The sequence below is a fragment of the Stenotrophomonas sp. Pemsol genome (genome assembly GCF_003586545.1).
Taxonomy (GTDB): Bacteria; Pseudomonadota; Gammaproteobacteria; order Xanthomonadales; family Xanthomonadaceae; genus Stenotrophomonas; species Stenotrophomonas sepilia.
In genome coordinates, this window is sequence record NZ_CP025780.1 from 2990999 (window position 1) to 3012464 (window position 21466).

The window sequence follows — 21466 nt, forward strand, 5'->3', positions numbered from 1 at the left end:
CCTTGCGTAATCTATACTCTGCGACCACGAAATTCGCAATCGGAATCTGAACCCGATGACTCGACTCCGCCGCTGGCTGCGCTGGATCTTCCTGATTGTCCTGGTCCTGGCGCTGATCGGCGCGGCCGCCGTGGGCGGTCTGTACTATGCCGTTTCCTCCAAGCTTCCCGACGTGCAGACCCTGCGCGACGTGGAAATGCAGGAGCCGATGTACGTCTACGCTGCCGACGGCAAGCTGATGGCGGTGTTCGGCGAGACCCGGCGCACCCCGGTCACCATGAAGGACGTGCCCGAGCGGCTGAAGCAGGCCTTCCTGGCCACCGAGGACGCCCGCTTCTACGAACATGGCGGCGTGGACTACATGGGCATCGGCCGCGCGGTCTGGCTGCTGGCCACCACCAACGACAAGCGCGTGCCGGGTGGCTCCACCATCACCCAGCAGGTCGCCCGCCAGTTCTTCCTCAGCTCCGAGTACAGCTACACCCGCAAGCTGGCCGAGATCCTGCTGGCGCGCAAGATCGAGTCCGAGCTGAGCAAGGACGAGATCTTCGAGCTGTACCTGAACAAGAGTTTCTTCGGCAACCGCGCCTACGGCGTGGCCGCTGCCGCCGAGTTCTATTACGGCAAGAAGCTGAACGAGCTGGACCTGGACGAGATGGCCTCGCTGGCCGGTATCCCCAAGTTCCCGTCGTCGGGCAACCCGATCTCCAACCCGGAACGTGCCCGCCAGCGCCGCGACAATTACGTGCTGCAGCGCATGGCCGACCTGAAGTTCGTCAGCCAGGCCGAAGCCGACGCGGCCAAGGCCGTGCCGATGCACGCCACCGCGCATGAGCCGCCGGTGCAGGTCGATGCACCCTACGTGGCCGAGCTGGTGCGCCAGGAAATGATCGCCCGCTTCGGCGGCGACGTGGTCAACAAGGGCTACCACGTCACCACCACGATCGACTCCACCCTGCAGACCGCCGCCAACCTGGCCGTCCGTGATGGCCTGCTGCTGTACGACCACCGCCACGGCTGGCACGGCGTGGAGAAGCAGGTGCAGCTGGGCGCCGGCGACGATACCGCCGCGCTGGCCGAGCACCTGCGCGGCATGTACGGCCAGGCCGGCCTGCTGCCGGCAATCGTCGCCAGCACCGCGGCCGATGGCAGCGCCACGGTGGTGCTGGCCAACCGCACCGAGATCGTGCTGCCGGCCGGCGCCGCCAAGTGGACCAACAAGACCCCGGGCAAGCTGGTGCAGCGCGGCGACATCGTGCGCGTACGCGCCGGTGCCAAGGACGGGGAGTGGCTGCTGGACCAGATCCCGCGCGGCCAGTCCGCACTGGTCTCGCTGGATGCCCACAGCGGCGCGCTGAAGGCGCTGGTGGGTGGCTTCAGCTTCTCCGGCAACAAGTTCAACCGCGCCACCCAGGCCCGCCGCCAGCCGGGTTCGAGCTTCAAGCCGTTCGTCTACGCGGCCGCTTTCGACAAGGGCTACAACCCAGCCTCGATCGTGCTCGACGCCCCGGTCGTGTTCCGCGATCGCCGCGGCAAGACCTGGGCCCCGCAGAACGACGGCGGCGGCTTCCGCGGCCCGATGCGCCTGCGTGAAGCGCTGGTGCAGTCGCGCAACCTGGTCTCGGTACGCCTGCTCGATGGCATGGGCGTGGACTACGCGCGCAAGTACATCAGCGAGTTTGGCTTTGCCGAATCGGAGCTGCCGCCGAACCTGTCGATGTCGCTGGGCACTGCATCGCTGACCCCGCTGTCGGTGGCGCGTGGCTACGCGGTGTTCGCCAATGGCGGCTCGCGCGTGGATACCTGGCTGATCGACCAGGTCAATGACCGCGACGGCAACCTGGTGTTCAAGGAAAACCCGGCGCTGGCCTGCCGCGACTGCGCCGGCAGCAGCGATCAGCCGGTCAACCAGGTGGTGGATGGCTTCAACTTCGGCGCCCCGGCCCCGAAGGTGGACCCGGCCGCTGCGGCCAAGGCCGAAGCCAAGACCGAAACTGCCGCCGCTCCGGCCAACCCGGATGCCCGCACCGCTCCGCGCGCGATCGACGCCCGCACCGCCTACCAGCTGGTGTCGATGATGCGCGACGTGGTCCAGCGCGGTACCGGTGTGCAGGCCAAGGTGCTCGGCCGCGAGGACGTGGGCGGCAAGACCGGCTCCACCAACGACCATCGTGACGCCTGGTTCTCCGGCTTCGGCGGCCCGTACGTGACCACCGTGTGGGTGGGCCGCGACGACTTCCGCTCGCTGGGTTACCGCGAGTACGGTGGCAAGGCGGCGCTGCCGATCTGGATCGACTACATGCGCACCGCGCTGAAGGACACCCCGATCGCGCAGAACGAGCCGCCCAGCGGCATGGTCCAGGCCACGCTCAACGGCGCGACCGAGTGGGTGAAGGTGGAAGACATGGATCGCCTGACCGACTACGACCTGAACCTCAATACGCCGCAGGCCGACGCCGCCGCGTTCGATATCTTCTGAGGAAGGGTGCAGTGGGTGCCAACCGTGGGTTGGCACCGATGCGACTGTAGAGCCGAGCCCATGCTCGGCTCCGGGCGCCCGCGGTAGAGCAGCCGAGCATGGGCTCGGCTCTACAGGATCAACGGCACCCGCTTGCTCCCCTCCGTGAAATACCTACGCGGATGTCACATCCGTGCGCTAGTCTGTAGCCAGGTCGCAACAGGAGTCCTCGCATGCATCGCGCCCGTCAGCATGCTGCCAGCCAGACCCGCGAGCGGCGCCACCGCCTCGCCCACGAAGCCGCCCGCCTGATGGCCGAAGGCGGCATCCGCGACTATCACCAGGCCAAGTTGAAGGCCGCCAGCCGGCTCGGCATCCACGACGATGCCTCCCTGCCCCGCAACACCGAGATCGAAGACGCCTTGCGCGAATACCAGCGGCTGTTCGCCGGGCCCCAGCACGGCAATGAACTGCAGCGCCGCCGCGAGGCCGCGATGCGCGCGCTGGAGTTCCTGCACGGCTTCGCCCCACGGCTGGCCGGCCCTGTGCTGGAAGGCACCGCCGATGCCAACAGCCCGGTGCAGCTTCACCTGCACAGCGACGACCCGGAAGCCGTGCATCGCTTCCTGGACGAGCACGGCATTCCCGCTGAATCGCGGACGCGCCGGCTGCGCATGGACCGCGAGCGCAGCCTGGACGTGCCGGTGTGGGTGTTCAGTGCCGAGGAGCTGACCTTTGACCTGGCCGTGCTGCCGTACGATGCGCTGCGCCAGGCGCCGCTGTCGCCGGTGGATGAGAAGCCGATGCGACGCGCGTCTGTCGCACAGCTGCGGCAGCTGCTGGCCGAAGCGGAGATCACCGCGTATATCGGCGGGTAGCGGTAGCTCCGGCCTTGGGTGGTTCCGGCCTTGGTGGGTGCGGACCGTTGGTCCGCACGATGCATCAGGCATCCGGACACCTGACCGAAGAGCAGCCGAGCATGGCCCGGCCCTACAGGAGGTGCGTTGCCCTACCAGACATCATGGTGCTGCTCCTCCGTCTCATCGCCAAGCAGGCGCATCAGCCAGGGGGCTCCCGCCCGCTGCGGGTACGCCATCATCATCCGCGCGTGCATGTTCTGCAGATCACCCAGCAGCCAGGTCTGGTTGTAGACATCGCCGAACGGATCGGACCACGCCGTCTGTATCCGCGCGCGCTCACCGCCGTTGAGGTTGGGCATCCTGTCCAGCGGGATCTCCAGTACCGGCTCCAGCGCCCGGTTGATGGCCGCGTTCTCCGCCTCCGCCGCACGCATGAGTTCCAGCCGATGGCTCACCTGCCAGCACGGGAAAGGGAAGCAGCTTCCCGTGGCATCGATGTACGCCGCGATGTCGGCCAGCATGTGGGCCTTCAACTGCCACACCATCGCACTGTCCAGCAGCTGCCGCACCCGCAGCGTGCGCAGCGTGCCGGCACGGACATCCTCCGGGGTGGTGAACGGCTCGCCCGGGGTTGGGCCGCCATGCCGCACCAGCACGATGCGATGGATCGCCTCCTGGGTGATGTTCTCCACGCGCAGCGCGGCGGCCTCCGGATGCACGCGCGGCGGCGGCACACTCGATACCCGCCAGGTGTACCAGGCCGCCAAGCCCACACCCGCCACGCACAGCAGGGCGAACAGCAGCCAGCGGTCCAGATTGCGGGTGTAGTAGTAAAAACGTGCCCGCCACAGATAGAACGTGCGGTAGCTGATGAACCGGCTTACCCATCGATACATTGCCATTTCCTCGGCAAGAGCCCCGGCGCGGCGGGGCGGATTACGCGCGTCACGCCGGGGCTCCATGGCTTACCAGCCGATGCCCACGCCGACGCCCATGCTGCGCTCACCGCTGTTGGTGAATGCACCATTGAGGCTGAAGGTGGCCGAGCCCTTCTCGTTGAGCACACGCTGGTAGCCCACGGCCATCGCGGACTCACCCTCGCTGTAGCCCACGCCCGCACCCAGGCGGTTGTAGGTGGCCAGGCCGGCGGTGTTCATCGCCATCGCGGTCTGCGCGCTGCTCATCGCCGCCATGCGGTTGAAACGCTTGTCCATCTTGTCCAGGCGACGTTCGAAATTGCTGATCGCGCCATCGGTGTACTCGTTGGCGCGGGCCAGCATCTTCTCCAATTCAGCGGTGTCGACCTGCGGCTTGGGCGTCTCATCCTTCTTCGTCTTCGGCTGCGGCGCGGGCTTCTCACCCTCGCCGACCGACGCCACCTGCTGGCCGCCTTCGGCCTGCGGCACCGGTGCTTCCGGCTCCGGCGCCGAAGCGACGGCCATTGCCCGCGGCTGCGGCGCATCGATGCGCTCTTCCAGGCCATCGATACGGCCGTTGAGCTGCTGCTGCATCGAGTGCAGCTGACCACCATTGACCGCATCGCGGCTGCCGGCGGCAATCAGGCCATTGGCCACGTTGGAGATGACCATGCCGTGGGTTCCGGCGAGGGTGAGCTGGTTGAGACCGTCGGCGCGGACCGAGGGGGTGTCCTGGAACACGCTGCGCAGCTGGGACTCGACCTGGTTCACGCGCGAGGTGGTTCTGATGACTGCACCGTCGAGCGCCTCCAGCGCACCATTGAGGGTGGACTGGGACTGGCCCTGCATGGTGAAGCTGGGGCCAACAATGTTGCCGTTGGCATCGACTTCACCGCCGAGAGCAGAGAGCGCACCGCGCAGCTGGCCGACGGTGGCGGCGTTGTGGTTGGCGGTGCCGTTGGCGATGTTTACGAGGCGGCGTTGAAGAACCTCGTTACCAAATGATGCAACTCCCTTTTCGTTTGCTTCAGCACCAAGTCCCAAGGCAAGCGAACCATTGGCCCCCTTCAGGACCTTCGCACCGACGCCGAGAGCAATACCTCCGACTGCAGTTCCACCATCAAACTCTCCTACACCAGCTCCAGTTCCAATAGCAATGCCAAAGTCAGAACCGTCGAAGACGGTAGACCCGCGACCAAGTGCAACTGAATTCACACCAATTGCAAGAGCGCGTGTTCCTATCGCGGTTCCGCCTTCAGCACCTGCTTTCGCGGAATTTCCAAGTGCTACCCCAGCCAGACCTGCCTCCGCGCCGACAGTTGTGGGGGCCCCACCCACGCTAAGGAATCGACCCGCCTCCTCCAGAACATCGAGTCGACCATTGGTTGAGTACAGCTGACTTCCACGAACAACATCCGAACTGTCAGCCGACAACTTCGCTTCAGCCACGCCAGTCAAACGCGCACCGCCGAAATCGATCGGACCGCCCGCATGCAATCCGCGCATTGTCTGCTGGCCCATCTCCCGCTCCTTGCGCATCGCCTCCAGATCATTTCGATTCTGCGAGATCTTCTGCTCTGCGGCGTACAGCTGATTTCCCGTTACAGCATCACGGCTTCCTGGCGCCACCCGACCGTCAGCCAGATTGGTCAACACCATGCCGTTCGCGCCATTCAGCGCGATCTGGCTCATGCCATCGCCACGGGCCGAGGGTGAATCCTGGAAGATCGAGTTGAGCTGGCCTTCCACCCTGTCCGCACGGCGGCCTGCGGTGATGACAGCGCCATCGAGCGCCATCAACGCGTCCTCCACGGTGTTCTGCGTGCCGCCCTGAACCGAGTAGGTCGGTGCAATGATGTTGCCGTTGGCGTCCATGCCTGCGCTGCCGCCTAGGGTGGCAAGGGAATCCTTCAGCTGAGAGACGGTCGTGGCGTTGTGATCTGCGGTGCCGCGGGCAAGATTTGTAATTCGACGTTTGAGACTGTCATTGCCAACAGAAACAGTGTCGCTCTCAGCCACAACGGAACCAGCGCCGAGAGCAACGCCCCCATCTGCACCAGCCTCAACTTCCGAACCGGCGCCAATCGCAATTCCGTCAGTTGCAGCCACATGGGCGCCCGCGCCAAGTGCAAATCCGCCAACCGCTCCGGCCTCCACGCTGGCCGCGCGCCCAAGGGCAACGGAATTCCTGGCGAGTGCGCCAGCGAATGCACCCAAGGCGACCCCTCCTTCGGAATCGACTGATGCCACAGCACCGTTGCCTATCGCCACCCCGAACTCACCGGCGCGTGCTGAGGCCGCACCAGCTTCATTGCCTGCCCCAAAGAGACGGCTCTTCTCCTCGAGCACTGCTATCTTCAGATTGGAAGAGAACAACTGCCCACCGTTCACCGCATCACTACTGCCCGCACCAACGTCTGCGTCGGCAATTCCAGTGATCTTACGATTAGTGCCCAAGCTGTTGCGCACGTCCAACACAGTTCCACTATTCTTCTCGCCCAGACGGACATTCCCGTTGGCTGCGGTCTGGCTGACCAGTCCCTCCAGCGCACTCGTGCTGACCAACGCCTTGGCAGCGTCTGCCTTCGCAACCGTTGCATCCGCCTGCGCCGCCGTAGCCGCCTTCTCCACGGCAGCCACCTGCACATTAGTGGCATTCAGCTGCTTGCCGTTGACCGCCTCATTGCTGCTGGCGCTTACCGTGCCATCCGCTACACCGGCAACCTTCCGGCTGGCGTTGGCGCTGTTGCGCACGTCCAGTACGGTGCCGCTGTTCTTCTCGCCCAGGCGGACATTGCCGTTAACGGCAGCCTCGCCGATCAGCCCCTCCAGCGCACCGGTACTGACCAACGCCTTGGCAGCGTCCGCCTTCGCAACCGTTGCATCCGCCTGCGCGGCAGTGGCCACTTTTTCCACGGCAGCCAACTGCACGTTGGTGGCATTGAGCTGCTTGCCGTTGACGGCTTCGTTGCTGCTGCCCCCCAAGTCGCCGTCAGCCACGCCGGCAACCTTTCGGCTGGCGTTGGTACTGTTGCGCACGTCCAGTACGGTACCGCTGTTCTTCTCGCCCAAGCGGACATTGCCGCTGGCGGCGGTCTGAGAGACCAGGCCGGCGAGCGCGGTCGTCTCGGTCAGTGCCTTGGCGGCGTCGACCTTGGCGGCGTTGGCTGCCGTCTGCGCGCTCGTGGCCGTGCTCTGCGCGGTGGATACGGCCTGGTTGGTCGCGAACAGCTGATTGCCGGTGATGGCATCGGTACTGCCATTGCTGACCGCGCCATCGGCAATGTACTGGATCTTGCGCTTGAGAGTGGCGCTGCCCACCGAAACGGAGTTGACCGACGCCGTGACAGAGCCCGCACCCAGTGCCACTGCATTGTCATGGCGGGCATTGGCCCGGTCACCCAGTGCAACGGCGCTGGTGTTGGCCGATACCGCAAGATTGCCCAGCGCGGTAGCGAACTGCGCGGTGGCCTCGCTGCCACGCCCCAGCGCAGTGGACTGCTTTGCCGTCGCTTTGCTCAGGTTCCCCATTGCAGTGGCATGCTCGGCGGCCGCATTGGCGTCACCGCCTACGGCAATGGAGAAGTTTCCGCTGGCAATGGCCCGGAAGCCGGTCGCGACCGCGCCGTTCGCGCTGCGCGTATTTGCACCGATGGACACGCCGGCATTCTGGTTGTTCACCTTGTTGCCCTCTGCATCGACGCCGGCCAGCGCATCGAATCCGAGTGCGACACTGCGGCCGTTGTAGGCCTTGGCATTGTTGCCGATGGCGGTGCTGATGCCGTAGCTGCCCGACTCTGCAACCGCGCCCTTGCCCAGCGCCAGGGTGGTGGCATCGATACGGTTGGTGGCCGACTGGGCGAGCGTCCGAACGTCCGCGAGGTCTCCCTTTACGGTTCCCACTGCCGATTCCACTGTCCCCAGCCTGGTGTTCGTGGCGTTGAGCTGCTTGCCATTCACGGCGTCTGTACTGCTTGTCGTCAACGCTCCATCAGAAACGCCACTCACTTTTCGCGTCGCCAGTACTGCATTGCGCATGCTGACTTCCGTGCCGGTATTGCTGTTGGCAATACGCACTATGCCGCTCGCGGAATCCTGCTTGATCAGGCCATCGACCCGCTCGCTCATCGCATGCAGTTGCTTGCCGGTAACGGCATCTGAGCTGGAAGCCGTGATGCGGCCGTCTTCCACGTTCACAATTCTCCGCCGCAGCGTCGAACTGCCCACAGAGACAGTATTCACTTCGGTTGCGGAAGAACGCACACCCAGCGCAACTGCTCCTTGCGCGGTGGTCGACGCGCCGTAGCCCAGGGCCACGCCATCAATGCGCGCCTCGGCGCCACCGCCTATGGCGATTGCACCGGTGTAGCCCGGCGTCCCGGCCTTCGCAGCAGCACCAATGGCGATGCCGGAGTTGCCGCCGCCGGTATCGACCGAGGCTTTGCTGCCCAGGGCGACGCCATCAACGCCATTGGCGAAAGCGTTTGCGCCCATTGCGACCGCATTCTCGCTCTGTGACAACGAGCCACTGCCGACCGCAAGCGCGTTCTGGCGCGTTGCAGCTGCGCTGTTTCCGAATGCGGTGGAGCCGATGCCCTTGCCATAGGCGTTCGTGCCCACAATCGTGCTGTGACCGCCATTGGCGCTGGCATTGTAGCCAACGGCAACGCTGTCCACGCCGTTCGCATTTGCCTTGGCGCCGAACGCAGAACTGAAGTGCCCCTTCACATAGCTTTGGTGGCCAAACATGGTGATCCAGTCGCCATCCGCTACTGCCCCACCGCCCATGACGAGATAGTCCTGGCTTCCCAGGACAGCGTTTGCGTAGGAGACTCCCGACGTTCTACCAATGATCGGGACGCAGTTGACGTTCCCAGAGTCGGTGTAACTGCATCCCCCCATGTAGAAGGCCGCTGCTTCTGCTCCACTCAGGCCCGGCCCGATCTGCATAAGCGCGACTAGCGCTGTAGCCGTGCACGCTTTCGCCACGCGCCCGCCGCCCTGATTGCGGTTGATCAGCTCGCTGGCCACCTCCCAGCACCCCTTCGCCCGGTTCCAGATACGCCGATAGATTCGATTCATGGTCTTTCTCCTTAACAGTTTGCGGAAAAGACATCCCGCGCCATGCGCGGGACGCAGGGAGGGGGATCAGCTGGACTGGATGGCCACGTCCTGGACGTGCTCGCGATAACCGTCCTGGCTGAGCCGGTAGCGCAGGCGCAGCGAATTGCCCGGCTGCGGCTGGAACGGCAGGGTGAAATCGGCATCCGGATACAGGCTGTGCGAGAGGTCGTGCGGCGTGCAGACGCCGGCCGCCGTGCATTCGGCCGCATGCACAATGCCCACGCGCAGCGTGCCGCTGTTGTGCAGCGTGTTGCCGCGCACACTCAGGCTGACCACACCGTCGGTGGGCACCACGTTCACCAGCGCCCCCCACACCAGGCTGACGCCGACGTCGGCGTGCGCAGCGTCTTCGCTGCTTTCCAGTTCAGTGCCTTCGGGGCCGCGCACACCTTCGAAGTACACGCGGTATGCGGTTTCCTTCTGCACCGGCTGCAGGGGGATCAGCCGAATCAGGCGATTGCCACCGCCTGACAGCGCGAACTTGCCGGGCGTGATGGCAATGGCCGAATCGGCGACCTCGATATCCTGCTCCTGTTCGCGAGGCGTTGCCGGGTTGTCGATGCGTCGCAGGCTGGCCTGTACATACTGCGGGCGGGTGGACTGCGAGTAGACGCGGATCTGCGCACCCCGCTTGGCGTCCATCGCAGTTCGCATGGGATGGATGGACAGGTTGGCGTGTGCTGATGGCGCAAGCAGCGCACTCAACGGCAGCATCCAGACGATCAGTTTGTTCATGGCAGGCTCCGTGTGGGATCAGGGTTTGGCGGTGGGGACGCGCAGTTCCACCGTCAGCTCGCCCTCGTAGAGACCGGGGCGCTTGCTGGCGACGGGGGTGGGAGGTGTCAGCAATGTCAGCGGCGTGGGCACGCAATAGACCGGCTGGCTGATACCGGGCAGCATGACCAGGCGCAGTTCGGCGCCGTCGATGCCATGCAGCAGCTCTTCCACGCCATGCCGCATGCGGATATCGCGCCCGCCGTAGTTCAGGCTGACGTGGTAGTCCAGGCGCTGGCGGTCGTCGCTGCCGCCGTCGCGATGCCAGACCGCGAAGTCGCTGCCGGGTGGCGGGCGCGGCCCGCTGTCGCGCACGGTGACGCCGAGGAACTCGCTCTGCGAGCCGAGGCCGTCGTAGAGGCACATCTCCAGCTGCTTGCGGCCGCCCACCATCTGCTTGATGGGGTCGTAGCGCAGGTCCATGTTGACCAGCGGCGCGACGGTGTCGAAGGCCGGGAAGTAGATCGAGATCGCGTCGTAATCGGTGACGGTGAATGCAAGATCGAAGACATAGGTCGCCAACAGCGGACCGCCACGGGTTTGACGCAATTGGAGTTCAATCCGCCCTGCCCACGCCCCTGCAACCAAGCGCTTCAGTTCCGAGCTCCGAATGGCAAGAGAGACACCTATTCCGCCGGATATCAGCGGTCGGCATACATCTGGTACAGATGACCAGATCGGATAGATCAGTGAGCCCCAGTGATCCGAAGAGCAGTTAGGGCCATTCAACGGCCTCTTGATGTAGCCGAGTGCATGAATCTCCGTGCGAAGTCCAGTTCGCTGATCAGTCATGTAAAACCAAACGGGGAGCGCATTGCCACGTGCTTCCGGATTTCCAATCACTGGACAGCGTCCGCGGGATGCATCGGTATCGGACAGGCAGACAAGGTGAGAAACTTCATAAGGGGAATCTGGACCTTCCTGAAAGGCCAACAACGTCATCGGCGACCAGAGCACGACTTCGGCTGGGACAGCTGAGCGGTCCCAGCTTTCGGTGACTCGATGGGTCTCATCTGTCGGATGTATTTCCGGAAACTTCTGCGCCCACGCCCGCGGCATCAGCACGGCCAGCGCGCACACCAGCATCAACACGAACAACACACGCCGGCTCATGGCGTTCCTCCTGCAGCAGCGGTCTGGGGCGTGGCGGCAATCAGCGCGCGTTCCTGCAGCAGCCGGGTGACGCGTGCCTGCTGGCGGATCTCCGCCGGCAGCTGGGCCACGGCCAGCGGTTCGCAGTGCACGGCACCGACCAGCAGCACCACCTGGCGGCGCTCGCGCACCTGCAGCGGGCAGTGCAGCAGGCGGTCGTCCTGCAGCAGGTAGAGCGTTGTCTCGCGACGCGGGAAGTCGGCGACGAAGCCGCCGTTGGCGCTGGTGCCGGGCACCGGCGCGTTGAGGATGCGGGCGCCGCCCAGCGGCGCGCCGGCAAGCGTGCGGGCGGTGCCGATGAAGGTGTAGGTCACTTCGATCGGCACCGGCATGCGCATCAGCCGCCCCGGGGCCAGGAACAACGGGCGCGCACCGCCCACGCCGCTCACGCGGATGGCGGCCATGCTGGCGTCGTTGCTGGCGTCCTGCAGTTCGGCACGGTGCGACTGGTAGGCGGTCAGCGGCAGCAGCCGGCGCTCGCCGATCTGCAGCCGTTGCCGGCCTGCGCCACTCACCTGCAGTTCGGCCGCCACGCCCTGCAGATCCAGGTCATCGGTGGCGGCTACCTGTACCGCCAGCCCGGCATCGGCGCCGGTGCCTGCGCCCCAGTAGGCCCCCCGCCGGCCCAGCGCGAAGGCAGAGCTGTGCGTGCCGCTGTAGGCAGTCTCGCTGCGGCCATGCTGCTGGTAGTACGCCACGGTGGCGCCGGTCTGTCCGTAGCGGTTCTGCAGCTGCCCGCCCAGCGATGCGCTGTAGCGGTCGCTGTTGTTGGCGCGCAGCTCGGAGGTCAGCTCACGGAACTGCGCGTCCACCTCCTGGCGATAGCTCTGGCCGACGCTGTAGTTGATCTCCGGCCGCTGGTGCTGCGGCTGGCGCATGTCCACCGCATAGCGGCGCTGGCCGTTGCCAACATGGCTGCGCTGCAGGCGGGTGAAGCTTACGTTGAGGTAGATGCCACGGTCGCGCGTGCGGGTGTCGCGGGCACTGTCGTGGCTGAGCTGCTGCCACAGGCCCAGCCGCGTGGAGACGCTGAAATCCTGCCAACGATGGCTGCGGCTGAAGCTGGCCTGCCAGGTGCGGCTGAGCTGCGGCTCACGGTGCGGTTGCAGCGGTTGCGGCGGCAGGAACGGATCCAGTGGCGCCAACGGATCATCGTCACCAGGACGGCTCCAACCGGTGCGCCAGGTCTGGCGCCGGGTATACCCCAGGTACGCAGTACCACCGGCGATCGGCAGCGAGACCGATCCGCTGAGCGAGTTGGTGCAGCCCAGGCGGTCCCGCGCATCGGCCTCGAACTGGCAGGCCTTGCCACGCATGCGCTGCTGGTAGATGTTCCAGGACGCCTTGCGCCGGTATGACAGCTGATGCTGCTGGCCGTGGCTGCCATCGCTGCCGCGCATGCCGCTGAACGTTGCGCGCATTTCCTGCGTGGCCAGCACGCGGCGCAGGTCGACGCGCAGTTCGCCATAGCTGTGCCCGCCCAGATGGGCAACGCCCGCGGTAACGGCCAGGTCGCGTGCCAAGGGCACGCGCATGCCGGCCACCGCCACCTGTTCTCTGTCGAAGCGATCGCTGCGCCGCTCGTTGCGGCGGCCACTCTGCACGAACCACTGCCATTGGCTGTCGGTCCAGTCACCGCCCTTGTCGAAGGGGGCTTCTTCGGTACGCACCAGCACGCCATCCTCGTAGATGCGCATGCGCACCAGGTAGCTGCCGAACGGGAAGTTGCGGGTATCGATCTGGTTGATGCCGGCCTGCAGGTAGTAGGTCTGCAGCAGGCGCTCGCCGTCGAACACGTCCACGCGCGCATCGCGGGCGAGCAGGACCGTCAACGGCGAGGCCTGCACGGCAGCATCGCTGTCCACGTAAGCCTGGGTGGTGCCCACGCGGGCACCGTCGAAGCGGTCCAGCGGCAGCATGCTGAAACCGAAGGTGCCGCCCTGTGGGCTGGACAGGTTGCGGCGGTCCATGCGCCCGGCCTGCAGGTAGTACTGCTGGCCCAGGTCATGGCGGTAATAGACGTTGTCGAATTCGAAATGCGCATCGCCACCGCTGCTGCGGTAGCGCTGCTGGGTGAAGTACCAGTCGGCGGACATATGGCCCCGCTGGAACAGGCCCAGAACGCCGGTGCCGCGCGCACTGAACGACTGGTAGTCGCGCCCACCGGTAAGGTTGAGCACCTGCTGGTGCAGGAAAGCGTTCTCGGCATTGCTGCTGAGCGCGTGGAAGCGTTCCGCGGCGGGCTCGCCACCGATCCACTTGCGCGCCACGAACAGGCGCACGGCGCCCTCGCCTTCGTCATACAGTGCGCGCGCGGCCGCAGGGTCTTCCGGGGGATCCAGATAGCCGCAACCGGCCTCGGCGCCACCGAAGCGGCAGGCCAGGTGGCTGTTGCGTGGCAGCGGCTGCGACAGTGCCGGCAGCAGCGCGGCCTGCGCCTCGGCGGACAGGTCCAGTGCCTGCAGCACGCGCGCGGGATCTTCCAGCTGCACATGCTCCAGGGTGACGCGCACCGGCGACAGCCCGGCCGAGCGGCCGAACAGCTGGATGTCGAGTTGTTCGGTCTGTCCTTCGACCAGATCTTCGAAACCGGGCGGGACGCCGCGCGCGGCCGCCAGCGGAGTGGACAACGCCAGGGCGAGCGCGACCGCCAGCCGGGTGACGGCGGGGGCGTGTGAGGTCATGGGGGTACCGCTGGAGAAGCGGCCGGCCCGGGAACCGGGCCGGCGCGGGGATTACGGCGAGGTCGCCTTCTGGTTCAGCACGACGTTGACGATGCCGCTGTAGCGACCCTTGGTGGTGATCGGGGCCGGGGTGGCCTGGGCAATGGTCAACGGCATCGAGATCGAGGCGCCCGGGGTCGAACCGGCACCGGTGAACAGGTCGACCGCCTTGTACTCGATGGCGGCGGCACCCAGCGTGCGATTGTTGAGGCTGATGCTCATCGGCACGGTGACGCTGCCGGTTTCATTTGCGAGGGCAAACGCACCGTCGATACGTGCCTCGATATCGGCGGTGTCATCATTGGAGTGGATACGCACGCGCTGGGTGTTCGGAATCAGGCCGCGCAGCGGATCGTGGGTCAGCGTGACCAGGTCTGGCAACGGGGTGCCGTCATCGCGCATCAGCGCCAGGGTCGGGTCGACGTCGGCATAGACGGAGATCTTGGTTTCCAGCGCGTGCGCGGACAGCGAAGCGGTGGCCAGCGCTGCAGCAAGCGCGGCCTTCTTGATGATGGCGTGCATGGGTGTCTCTCTCGGACAGGGGGAATATGAAAGCTCCCCTCCCCAAGGAGAAAAGGGAGGGAAGCATCGCCCGCGGGGATGGATGCGGGCGACGGAGAGAATGTTAGAAATCCATTGCCATGCAGGCCATTCAAGCATTCCTAAAACACTGAGTGTTAAGGAGAATTCTTGAATTCGCTCAATGTTCGAGGGTTATGCAATTTCCCTCATCGGTTCAATGCAACAAACCTCATTGCATTGAATTTGTAGAGCCGAGCCCACGCTCGGCTACCGTTGGCTTCAACCTGCAGGCACGACGGTGACGTGATCGACATCGATGTCGGTGGGCTTGAAGCGATGCGTGTCGACCTTGCCACGCAGCTCGACCACGGTGTCGGCACCGATGGCCTGCGGCGGCAGGTCTTCGTCATCGATCTCGACCTCGATCTGGCCGCTGGCATCACGGAACTGGTAGCGCTCGTCACCGATCTTGGCGGTGAGGGTGCCACGCAGCACCACCGGATGATCATCGCGCTGCGCACGTGCGTCAGCGACGGTGCTGGCAGCGGCCCCTGCCCCCGGCCCGGTGTACTGCGCGAAGGCCTGCGGGCTCAGCAGGGCCAGCGGCGTGGCGATGAAAGCGATGGCGATCAGTCGGTTCATGGCGTTCTCCATACAGGGATCAGTACGCACAGGTTCTATCGCCTTCGACGTGATACCCATGCAATAGATCCGAAAAGATGTGAATGCGACATTCATTGTCAGAACGCGTTCAGATCCGGAAGCGGGCTCTTATCGTGCGGACCAACGTTCCGCGGTCGCCATCCGCCGAAGACGATCAAGACAAAAAAAACGCCCCGCAGATGCGGGGCGCTTCCAGCACAACCTACGCGGGCGATCAGCCCTGGTAGTCGCGCACGTCGCTGCCGGTGTAGACCTGGCGCGGACGGCCGATCTTCATTTCCGGGTCGACCTGCTGTTCCAGCCAATGCGACACCCAGCCGGAAGTACGGCCCAGGGCGAACATGACGGTGAACATTTCGGTCGGGATCTGCAGCGCCTTGTAGATGATGCCGCTGTAGAAATCGACGTTCGGGTACAGCTTGCGGGCGACGAAGTACTCGTCCTGCAGCGCAGCCTGTTCCAGCTTCACGGCCACGTCCAGCAGCGGATCCTGCACGCCCAGCTGCTTGAGCACCTTGCTGGTCATCTCGCCGATGACCTTGGCGCGCGGGTCGAAGTTCTTGTAGACGCGGTGGCCGAAGCCCATCAGGCGGAAGCCGGAGGTCTTGTCCTTGGCCTTGACCACGGCGGACTCGACGTTGTCGGCGCTGCCGATCTCTTCCAGCATCTTCAGCACGGCTTCGTTGGCACCGCCGTGGGCCGGACCCCACAGCGCGGTGACGCCCGCAGCGACCGACGCGTACGGGTTGGCACCGGTCGAGCCGACCAGGCGCACGGTCGAGGTCGAGGCGTTCTGCTCGTGGTCGGCATGCAGGATGAACAGCAGGTCCAGTGCCTTGACCACGTCCGGGTTCAGGTCGTACTGGCCGTCAGCCGACTCGAAGGTCTGCTTCAGGAAGCGGCTGACGTAGTCCAGCGAGGTGTCCGGCTTGTTGGCCGGCAGGCCCTTGCCGTGGCGGTAGATCAGCGCCGACAGGGTCGGCACCTTGGCAATCAGGCGCACGGCGGCCTTGCGGCGCTGCTCGGCGTCGGACAGGTCCAGCGAGTCGTGGTAGATGGCCGACAGCTGCGCGATCGCGGCCGCCAGGATCGCCATCGGGTGGGCATCCTTGGCGAAGCTGCCGATCAGGGTGTTGATCGAATCGTCGACATTGGCTTCGGCGGTCAGCTCATCGGTGAAGGCCTTCAGCTGCTCGGCGCTCGGGCGCTCGCCGTTGATCAGCAGGTAGGCCACTTCGACGTAGCTCGACTTTTCCGACAGCTGTTCGATCGGGTAGCCGCGGTACAGCAGCACACCCTTGTCGCCGTCGATGTAGGTGATGGCGGACTTGCAGCTGGCCGTCGCGGTGAAGCCGGAATCGTAGGTGAAGAACCCCGTTTCCTTGGTCAGCTTCGCGATGTCGACGCAGTCGTTGCCAAGGGTGGGTTTGATGACGGGCAGAACGACGGACTTATCGCCGGCGTTGAGCGTGACCTGATCAAGATCGGACACTGTGTGCGCTCCTTCATGGGAAGGCGCCTGCCCAAGCGCATTGGTCAGGCACGTGAATGACGTCCTCGGCCTGTGCCGGGGATCACGTCATTATCGCACAGCAGCATTTGTCGGGTGCTAGACGGAAGTCGTATACGACAGGCGGCCGGACACCGGCCGTTGAGCGGCCCGGATCGGCAAAAGCGTTGTCACACGAACGCAGTGTTCCGTCCATCCAAACGCCCGTTGGGTTGGCGTTGGGGAAAAACAAACGGCCGCGCAGAGCGCGGCCGTCGGTTCGAAGCTGGATCGACAGATCAGCGCGCGTAGCGCTTCTGGAACTTGTCGATACGGCCCGAGGTGTCGATGACCTTGTGCTTGCCCGTGTAGAACGGGTGCGAAGCAGAGGAAATTTCAACCTTGACCAGCGGGTATTCGTTGCCGTCTTCCCACTGGATGGTTTCCTTCGTCGCCATGGTGGAGCGGGTCAGGATCTTGAAATCGGAGGTGACGTCATGGAAGACGACGTCGCGGTAGTTCGGATGGATATCGGCCTTCATGGGCTCACACCGTAAATGGGCTGGTGGTCAAGAGCGGCATTATAAGCACCGGTTGCCGCTCGGGGCAACCGGTGGCGGTCAATCGAGGTCAGTCCGCGCCCAGGGCCTGGCGCACCAGGGCCTCGAAACGCGGCTGGTCGTAGGCCATCAGCAGATCGCAATTGTCCGGCTGGCCGGTCTGGCGGTTCCAGTCGACGATGGTGGCGCCGCGGCTGAACGTGCCATTCAGCTCCACGTTCAGCGGCCGTGACTCGACCTGCAGCTGCCCTTCCGGATTCAGCGCCCACGCCATGGCCACCGCATCGGCCGTATACCAGCGGCCGCCCTTGGCATCTTCCGACAGCGCGCGGGTCTTGCGCGAGATCAGTTCGTAGAAGCGGGCGCGGTCGGAATCGGCCTGCAGCCATTTCTCGGCGTCCTCCAGCGGCAGGCCGTGGGCAACGGTCGCCTCCCAGTCCGACACCAGCAGGTGCTTGAACGAGGTGAACACCACGTGCGCGGCTTCAGGATCGAAGGCGATGTTGAATTCGGCTGCCGGGGTGATGTTGCCGTGGCAGGTAACCGCGCCACCCATCACCACGATGCGCTTGATGCGCTGGGGCAGGGTCGGGTCCAGCTTCAGTGCCAGCGCCAGATTGGTCAGCGGGCCCAACATCACCAGCATCAGTTCGCCGGCGTGTTCGTGCGACAGGCGCAGGATGGCCAAGGCAGCGTGCTCGGCCTCGGCCTGACGGCTCGGCGGCGGCAGGTCCACGTCGCCGTAGCCATCACGGCCATGCACGTGGGCAGCGTCAACGGAGGGATGCAGCAGCGGATCGGGGCTGCCGGCAAACACCGGTACGTCGGGGCGGCCGACGATGTCGCAGAGCTTGAGGGCGTTGCGGACGGTGTATTCGAGGCCGACATTGCCGGCGGCGATGGTCAGGGCGACCACGTCGTGCCGTTCATCGGCAAAGGCCATCAGCAGGGCCAAGGCGTCGTCCACACCGGGATCGGTGTCGATCAACAGGGGGATCTTGTGGGTCATCGTTGCCGTCTTCAGATCGGCAACGAAGTGTGGACCGGGATGATGACCGTTGCAAGTACGGGGGTTGGGGTTCGGCAGGGCTGCGCCCTGCACCCGCAGAGGCAACATCAACAGCAACGGCAAAAGCTGGTTTCCTGGGGGAGGCCGGGGTGGATCCGGTTGCGGGGGACGCCGTAAACCCCCAGGCCGGCCCAGCCGCTGGCGGCTGTGCGTTCGGGCGCTTGCGAAGCAGGGCTTCGCCAGCAAAGCGCCCTCACCCATGGGGGCTTGGCCGCGGCTTGCTCGTGTGCGCTGTCCTGCGCACACGGCAAGGCCTGGGTTGGGCGTCCTGCCCAACCCGCCCGAGGCATGCCTCGGGCCCATGCCGCGGACACCCCCGCAACCGGACCCACCCTGCCTTCGACAGATCGCTACCGCTGTTGGTAGGTGTCGACCTTGGTCGACACATCCACGCGATGCGTGGATGAACATGGAAATGATCAAAAGCACTGTCTGTAGCGTCGAGCCATGCTCGACTCCCGCGCGCAGCGCGAACGGCAGCCGAGCACGGCTGTACAGTAGATCCACGCCATGCGTGGGTGAGCGTGCCGGAAATGGGGTCAGAGCCCTTTGCTGTGCAAAGGGCTCTGACCCCACTACTCACGCCGAGGCGTAACGCACAGCGGTGCCGATCCACCGTGCAACCACGCGGTCGGCCAGCGCGGGCTGCTGGTCCAGCAGGCGCTCGGCCAACTCATGCACGCCGGGCAGCAGGCCAGCGTCGCGGGCCAGGTCGGCAATGCGGAAACCGGCCAGGCCGGTCTGGCGCGTCCCGAGCAGTTCGCCGGGGCCGCGCAGTTCCAGGTCCTTCTCGGCGATGACGAAACCATCGTTGGTTTCGCGCATGGTCTGCAGGCGCTCACGCGCCATCTGCGAGAGTGGTGCCTGGTACAGCAGCACGCAGCGCGACACCGCCGAACCGCGGCCCACGCGGCCACGCAGCTGGTGCAGCTGGGCCAGGCCGAGACGTTCGGCGTTCTCGATCACCATCAACGAAGCATTCGGCACGTCCACACCCACTTCGATGACCGTGGTCGCGACCAGCAGGTCGATCTCGCCGGCCTTGAACGCCACCATCGTCGCCAGCTTTTCAGCAGCCTTCAGGCGGCCATGCACCAGCCCCACGCGAACGCCCGGCAGCAGCGCCTGCAGCGATTCGTAGGTGGCCTGCGCCGGGGTGGCATCCAGTTCTTCGCTTTCCTCGATGAGCGTGCACACCCAGTACACCTGCCGCCCTTCCTGGCAGGCCAGCGCAATGCGCTCGATCAGTTCCGGGCGACGGTCATTGTTCAAGGCCACGGTCTGCACAGGGGTGCGGCCCGGTGGCAGTTCGTCGATGGCCGATACATCCAGGTCTGCGTATTCGGACATCGCCAGCGTGCGCGGAATCGGCGTGGCGGTCATCACCAGCTGGTGCGGCACGCTGTTGCCGCCCGCGCCCTTGTCGCGCAGCGCCAAGCGCTGGTGCACGCCGAAGCGGTGCTGCTCGTCGACGATGGCCAGCGCCAGGTCCTGGAACACCACCGCCTCCTGCATCAGCGCGTGGGTTCCGACCACCACCTGCGCTTCGCCGTTGGCGACCTGCTCCATCACTTTGGCGCGCGCCTTGCCGGTGACCTTGCCGGCCAGCCAGGCGATGCGCACGCCGAGCGGTTCCAGCCAGCCACGCAGATTGTTGCGGTGCTGCTCGGCCAGCAACTCGGTGGGGGCGGCCAATGCGACCTGCTTGCCCTGCTCCACCGCCAGCATGGCGGCCAGCGCGGCCACCACCGTCTTGCCGGAGCCGACGTCGCCCTGCACCAGCCGCAGCATCGGGCTGGGCCGCGCAAGGTCCTCACGGATCTGCTTGAACACGCGTGCCTGCGCGCCGGTCAGCGCGAACGGCAACTGCTTCAGCAGCGCCTTGGCCAGTTTTCCGGGGCCGGCCAGCGGCGGCGCATGGTGCGCCTGCAATGCAATACGCTGGCGACGCAGGCTGAGGTGATGGGCCAGCAGTTCTTCCATCGCCAGGCGACGCTGCGCCGGGTGGGTACCAGCCGCCAACGCGGCCAGATCGGCATCCGGCGGTGGCCGGTGCACGGTCAGCAGCGCGCTGCGCAGCGGCGGCAGGCCCAGGCCATCGAGCCAACCGTTGGGCAGCAGTTCCAGCGTGCTTTCCTCGGGCAGGCGGTCCAGCGCCTGGCCGATCAGCTTGCGCATGGTCATCGGGCCGACCCCTTCGACGGTGGGATACACCGGGTCGAGGCGGTCGCCGAGTTCGGGATCGTCGTTGCGGCCCAGCACCTGGTAGCTGGGATGGACGATTTCCAGGCCGAGGTGGCCGGGCTTGGGCGTGCCGAAGCAGCGCAGCCGGGTGCCGACCGCGAACTGCCCGACCTGCTGCTGGCGGAAGTGGAAAAAGCGCAGCACCAGGGTGCCCTGCCCTTCGTCTTCCACCGCCACTTTCAGCATCGGCCGGTAGCGCATGCCACGCTCGACCGCGACCACCCGCCCTTCCACCTGCGCCGGCACACCGTTGCGCAGGTCTTCGATGCGGGTCAGCCGGGTCCGGTCCTCATAGCGCAGCGGCAGGTGAAGCCAGAGATCCTGCAGGGTGGCCAGGCCACGTGCCTGCAGTTTGGCGGCCACGGCCGGACCGACGCCGGCAAGCATCGCCAGGGATGCTTCGCCGGACGGTGACAGGACCGGGGTGACCGCCGCCTTGCGTGCCACGTGGCGGTCAGTCGATGACCATCACCGCGTCGACCTCGAAGCTGGCGCCCTTCGGCAGGCCGGAGACTTCGATGGTGGAACGGGCCGGGTACGGGGCCTGGAAGTAGTCCTGCATGACCGCGTTGACCTTGGCGAACTCGCCCAGGTCGGTCAGGTACAGGCCCAGGCGCACGACCTTGTCCAGCGAGCCACCCGCCGCTTCGGCCACGGCCTTGAGGTTGTCGAAGGCGCGGCGGGCCTGCGCTTCGACGTCACCGGCGCCGACGATGTCGCCGGTGGCCGGGTCAAGCGGGATCTGGCCGGAGAAGTACACGGTGTTGCCGGCGCGCACGGCCTGCGAGTACGGGCCGATGGCGGCGGGGGCCTTTTCGGTGTTGATGATCTGGCGGGACATGGGTCGCTCCGGTGCTTGGGGGAAAACAGAGCGGTGATTGTACCGGCTGGGCGCGGCATCGGCTGGGGTC

14 protein-coding genes are annotated in these 21466 nt (G+C 65.7%); 2 read left to right on the top strand and 12 right to left on the bottom strand.

Going from position 1 to position 21466, the window contains the following annotated elements; translation table 11 throughout:
• Positions 1-55 precede the first annotated feature (55 nt).
• Together PEM_RS13790 and PEM_RS13795 are read left to right on the top strand one after the other, a co-directional pair.
• Positions 56-2479: a penicillin-binding protein 1A gene (locus tag PEM_RS13790; RefSeq protein WP_111128205.1), complete on the top strand. Its 2424-nt coding sequence runs from the start codon at positions 56-58 to the stop codon at positions 2477-2479.
• 212 nt (positions 2480-2691) lie between these two features.
• On the top strand, positions 2692-3336 hold the full coding sequence (locus tag PEM_RS13795) for a hypothetical protein (RefSeq protein ID WP_049411389.1): 645 nt from the start codon (positions 2692-2694) through the stop codon (positions 3334-3336).
• A 131-nt stretch (positions 3337-3467) separates the two neighbouring features.
• On the opposite strand, the gene PEM_RS13800 is transcribed toward PEM_RS13795, so the two are convergent.
• The 12 genes from PEM_RS13800 to PEM_RS13855 form a co-directional block, all read right to left on the bottom strand.
• Positions 3468-4214, bottom strand: a complete 747-nt coding sequence (locus PEM_RS13800; RefSeq protein ID WP_111128207.1) for a hypothetical protein — start codon at positions 4212-4214, stop codon at positions 3468-3470.
• A gap of 69 nt (positions 4215-4283) precedes the next feature.
• The gene (locus tag PEM_RS13805) at positions 4284-9317 is read right to left on the bottom strand and encodes an ESPR-type extended signal peptide-containing protein (protein WP_111128209.1); all 5034 of its coding nucleotides are present in this window, start codon (positions 9315-9317) and stop codon (positions 4284-4286) included.
• Positions 9318-9383: 66 nt separating this feature from the next.
• Positions 9384-10094, bottom strand: coding sequence for a pilus assembly protein (locus PEM_RS13810; RefSeq protein ID WP_111128210.1), 711 nt, complete (start codon positions 10092-10094; stop codon positions 9384-9386).
• Positions 10095-10112: 18 nt separating this feature from the next.
• Entirely contained in the window at positions 10113-11246 is a 1134-nt protein-coding gene (locus tag PEM_RS13815) for a CfaE/CblD family pilus tip adhesin (RefSeq protein ID WP_111128212.1), read from the bottom strand.
• Positions 11243-13969: a TcfC E-set like domain-containing protein gene (locus PEM_RS13820; protein ID WP_111128213.1), complete on the bottom strand. Its 2727-nt coding sequence runs from the start codon at positions 13967-13969 to the stop codon at positions 11243-11245. The genes PEM_RS13815 and PEM_RS13820 overlap by 4 nt, the downstream gene beginning before the upstream one ends.
• 51 nt (positions 13970-14020) lie before the next feature.
• Complete coding sequence (locus PEM_RS13825) at positions 14021-14530, bottom strand: CS1 type fimbrial major subunit (RefSeq protein WP_005418942.1); 510 nt, start codon at positions 14528-14530, stop codon at positions 14021-14023.
• Positions 14531-14809: 279 nt separating this feature from the next.
• Positions 14810-15172, bottom strand: a complete 363-nt coding sequence (locus PEM_RS13830; RefSeq protein WP_005418949.1) for a NirD/YgiW/YdeI family stress tolerance protein — start codon at positions 15170-15172, stop codon at positions 14810-14812.
• Between the two features lie 235 nt (positions 15173-15407).
• Positions 15408-16685, bottom strand: coding sequence for a citrate synthase (locus PEM_RS13835; RefSeq protein ID WP_005418950.1), 1278 nt, complete (start codon positions 16683-16685; stop codon positions 15408-15410).
• A gap of 296 nt (positions 16686-16981) precedes the next feature.
• Entirely contained in the window at positions 16982-17224 is a 243-nt protein-coding gene (locus PEM_RS13840; RefSeq protein WP_005410871.1) for a type B 50S ribosomal protein L31, read from the bottom strand.
• 88 nt (positions 17225-17312) lie between these two features.
• Positions 17313-18251, bottom strand: coding sequence for a nucleoside hydrolase (locus tag PEM_RS13845; RefSeq protein ID WP_065197147.1), 939 nt, complete (start codon positions 18249-18251; stop codon positions 17313-17315).
• Between the two features lie 639 nt (positions 18252-18890).
• Entirely contained in the window at positions 18891-21002 is a 2112-nt protein-coding gene (gene recG, locus PEM_RS13850) for an ATP-dependent DNA helicase RecG (RefSeq protein ID WP_119706113.1), read from the bottom strand.
• 7 nt (positions 21003-21009) lie between these two features.
• The gene (locus PEM_RS13855; RefSeq protein WP_005418954.1) at positions 21010-21396 is read right to left on the bottom strand and encodes a RidA family protein; all 387 of its coding nucleotides are present in this window, start codon (positions 21394-21396) and stop codon (positions 21010-21012) included.
• Positions 21397-21466 lie beyond the last annotated feature (70 nt).

Excerpts from the sequence above, each read along its gene's own strand:
- PEM_RS13830 (WP_005418949.1), bottom strand. The coding sequence starts at position 15,172 with ATGAACCGACTGATCGCCATCGCTTTCATCGCCACGCCGCTGGCCCTG.
- PEM_RS13840 (WP_005410871.1), bottom strand. The coding sequence starts at position 17,224 with ATGAAGGCCGATATCCATCCGAACTACCGCGACGTCGTCTTCCATGAC.
- PEM_RS13845 (WP_065197147.1), bottom strand. The coding sequence starts at position 18,251 with ATGACCCACAAGATCCCCCTGTTGATCGACACCGATCCCGGTGTGGAC.
- PEM_RS13820 (WP_111128213.1), bottom strand. The coding sequence starts at position 13,969 with ATGACCTCACACGCCCCCGCCGTCACCCGGCTGGCGGTCGCGCTCGCC.
- PEM_RS13815 (WP_111128212.1), bottom strand. The coding sequence starts at position 11,246 with ATGAGCCGGCGTGTGTTGTTCGTGTTGATGCTGGTGTGCGCGCTGGCC.
- PEM_RS13825 (WP_005418942.1), bottom strand. The coding sequence starts at position 14,530 with ATGCACGCCATCATCAAGAAGGCCGCGCTTGCTGCAGCGCTGGCCACC.
- PEM_RS13795 (WP_049411389.1), top strand. The coding sequence starts at position 2,692 with ATGCATCGCGCCCGTCAGCATGCTGCCAGCCAGACCCGCGAGCGGCGC.
- PEM_RS13810 (WP_111128210.1), bottom strand. The coding sequence starts at position 10,094 with ATGAACAAACTGATCGTCTGGATGCTGCCGTTGAGTGCGCTGCTTGCG.
- PEM_RS13855 (WP_005418954.1), bottom strand. The coding sequence starts at position 21,396 with ATGTCCCGCCAGATCATCAACACCGAAAAGGCCCCCGCCGCCATCGGC.
- PEM_RS13800 (WP_111128207.1), bottom strand. The coding sequence starts at position 4,214 with ATGTATCGATGGGTAAGCCGGTTCATCAGCTACCGCACGTTCTATCTG.
- PEM_RS13790 (WP_111128205.1), top strand. The coding sequence starts at position 56 with ATGACTCGACTCCGCCGCTGGCTGCGCTGGATCTTCCTGATTGTCCTG.
- PEM_RS13805 (WP_111128209.1), bottom strand. The coding sequence starts at position 9,317 with ATGAATCGAATCTATCGGCGTATCTGGAACCGGGCGAAGGGGTGCTGG.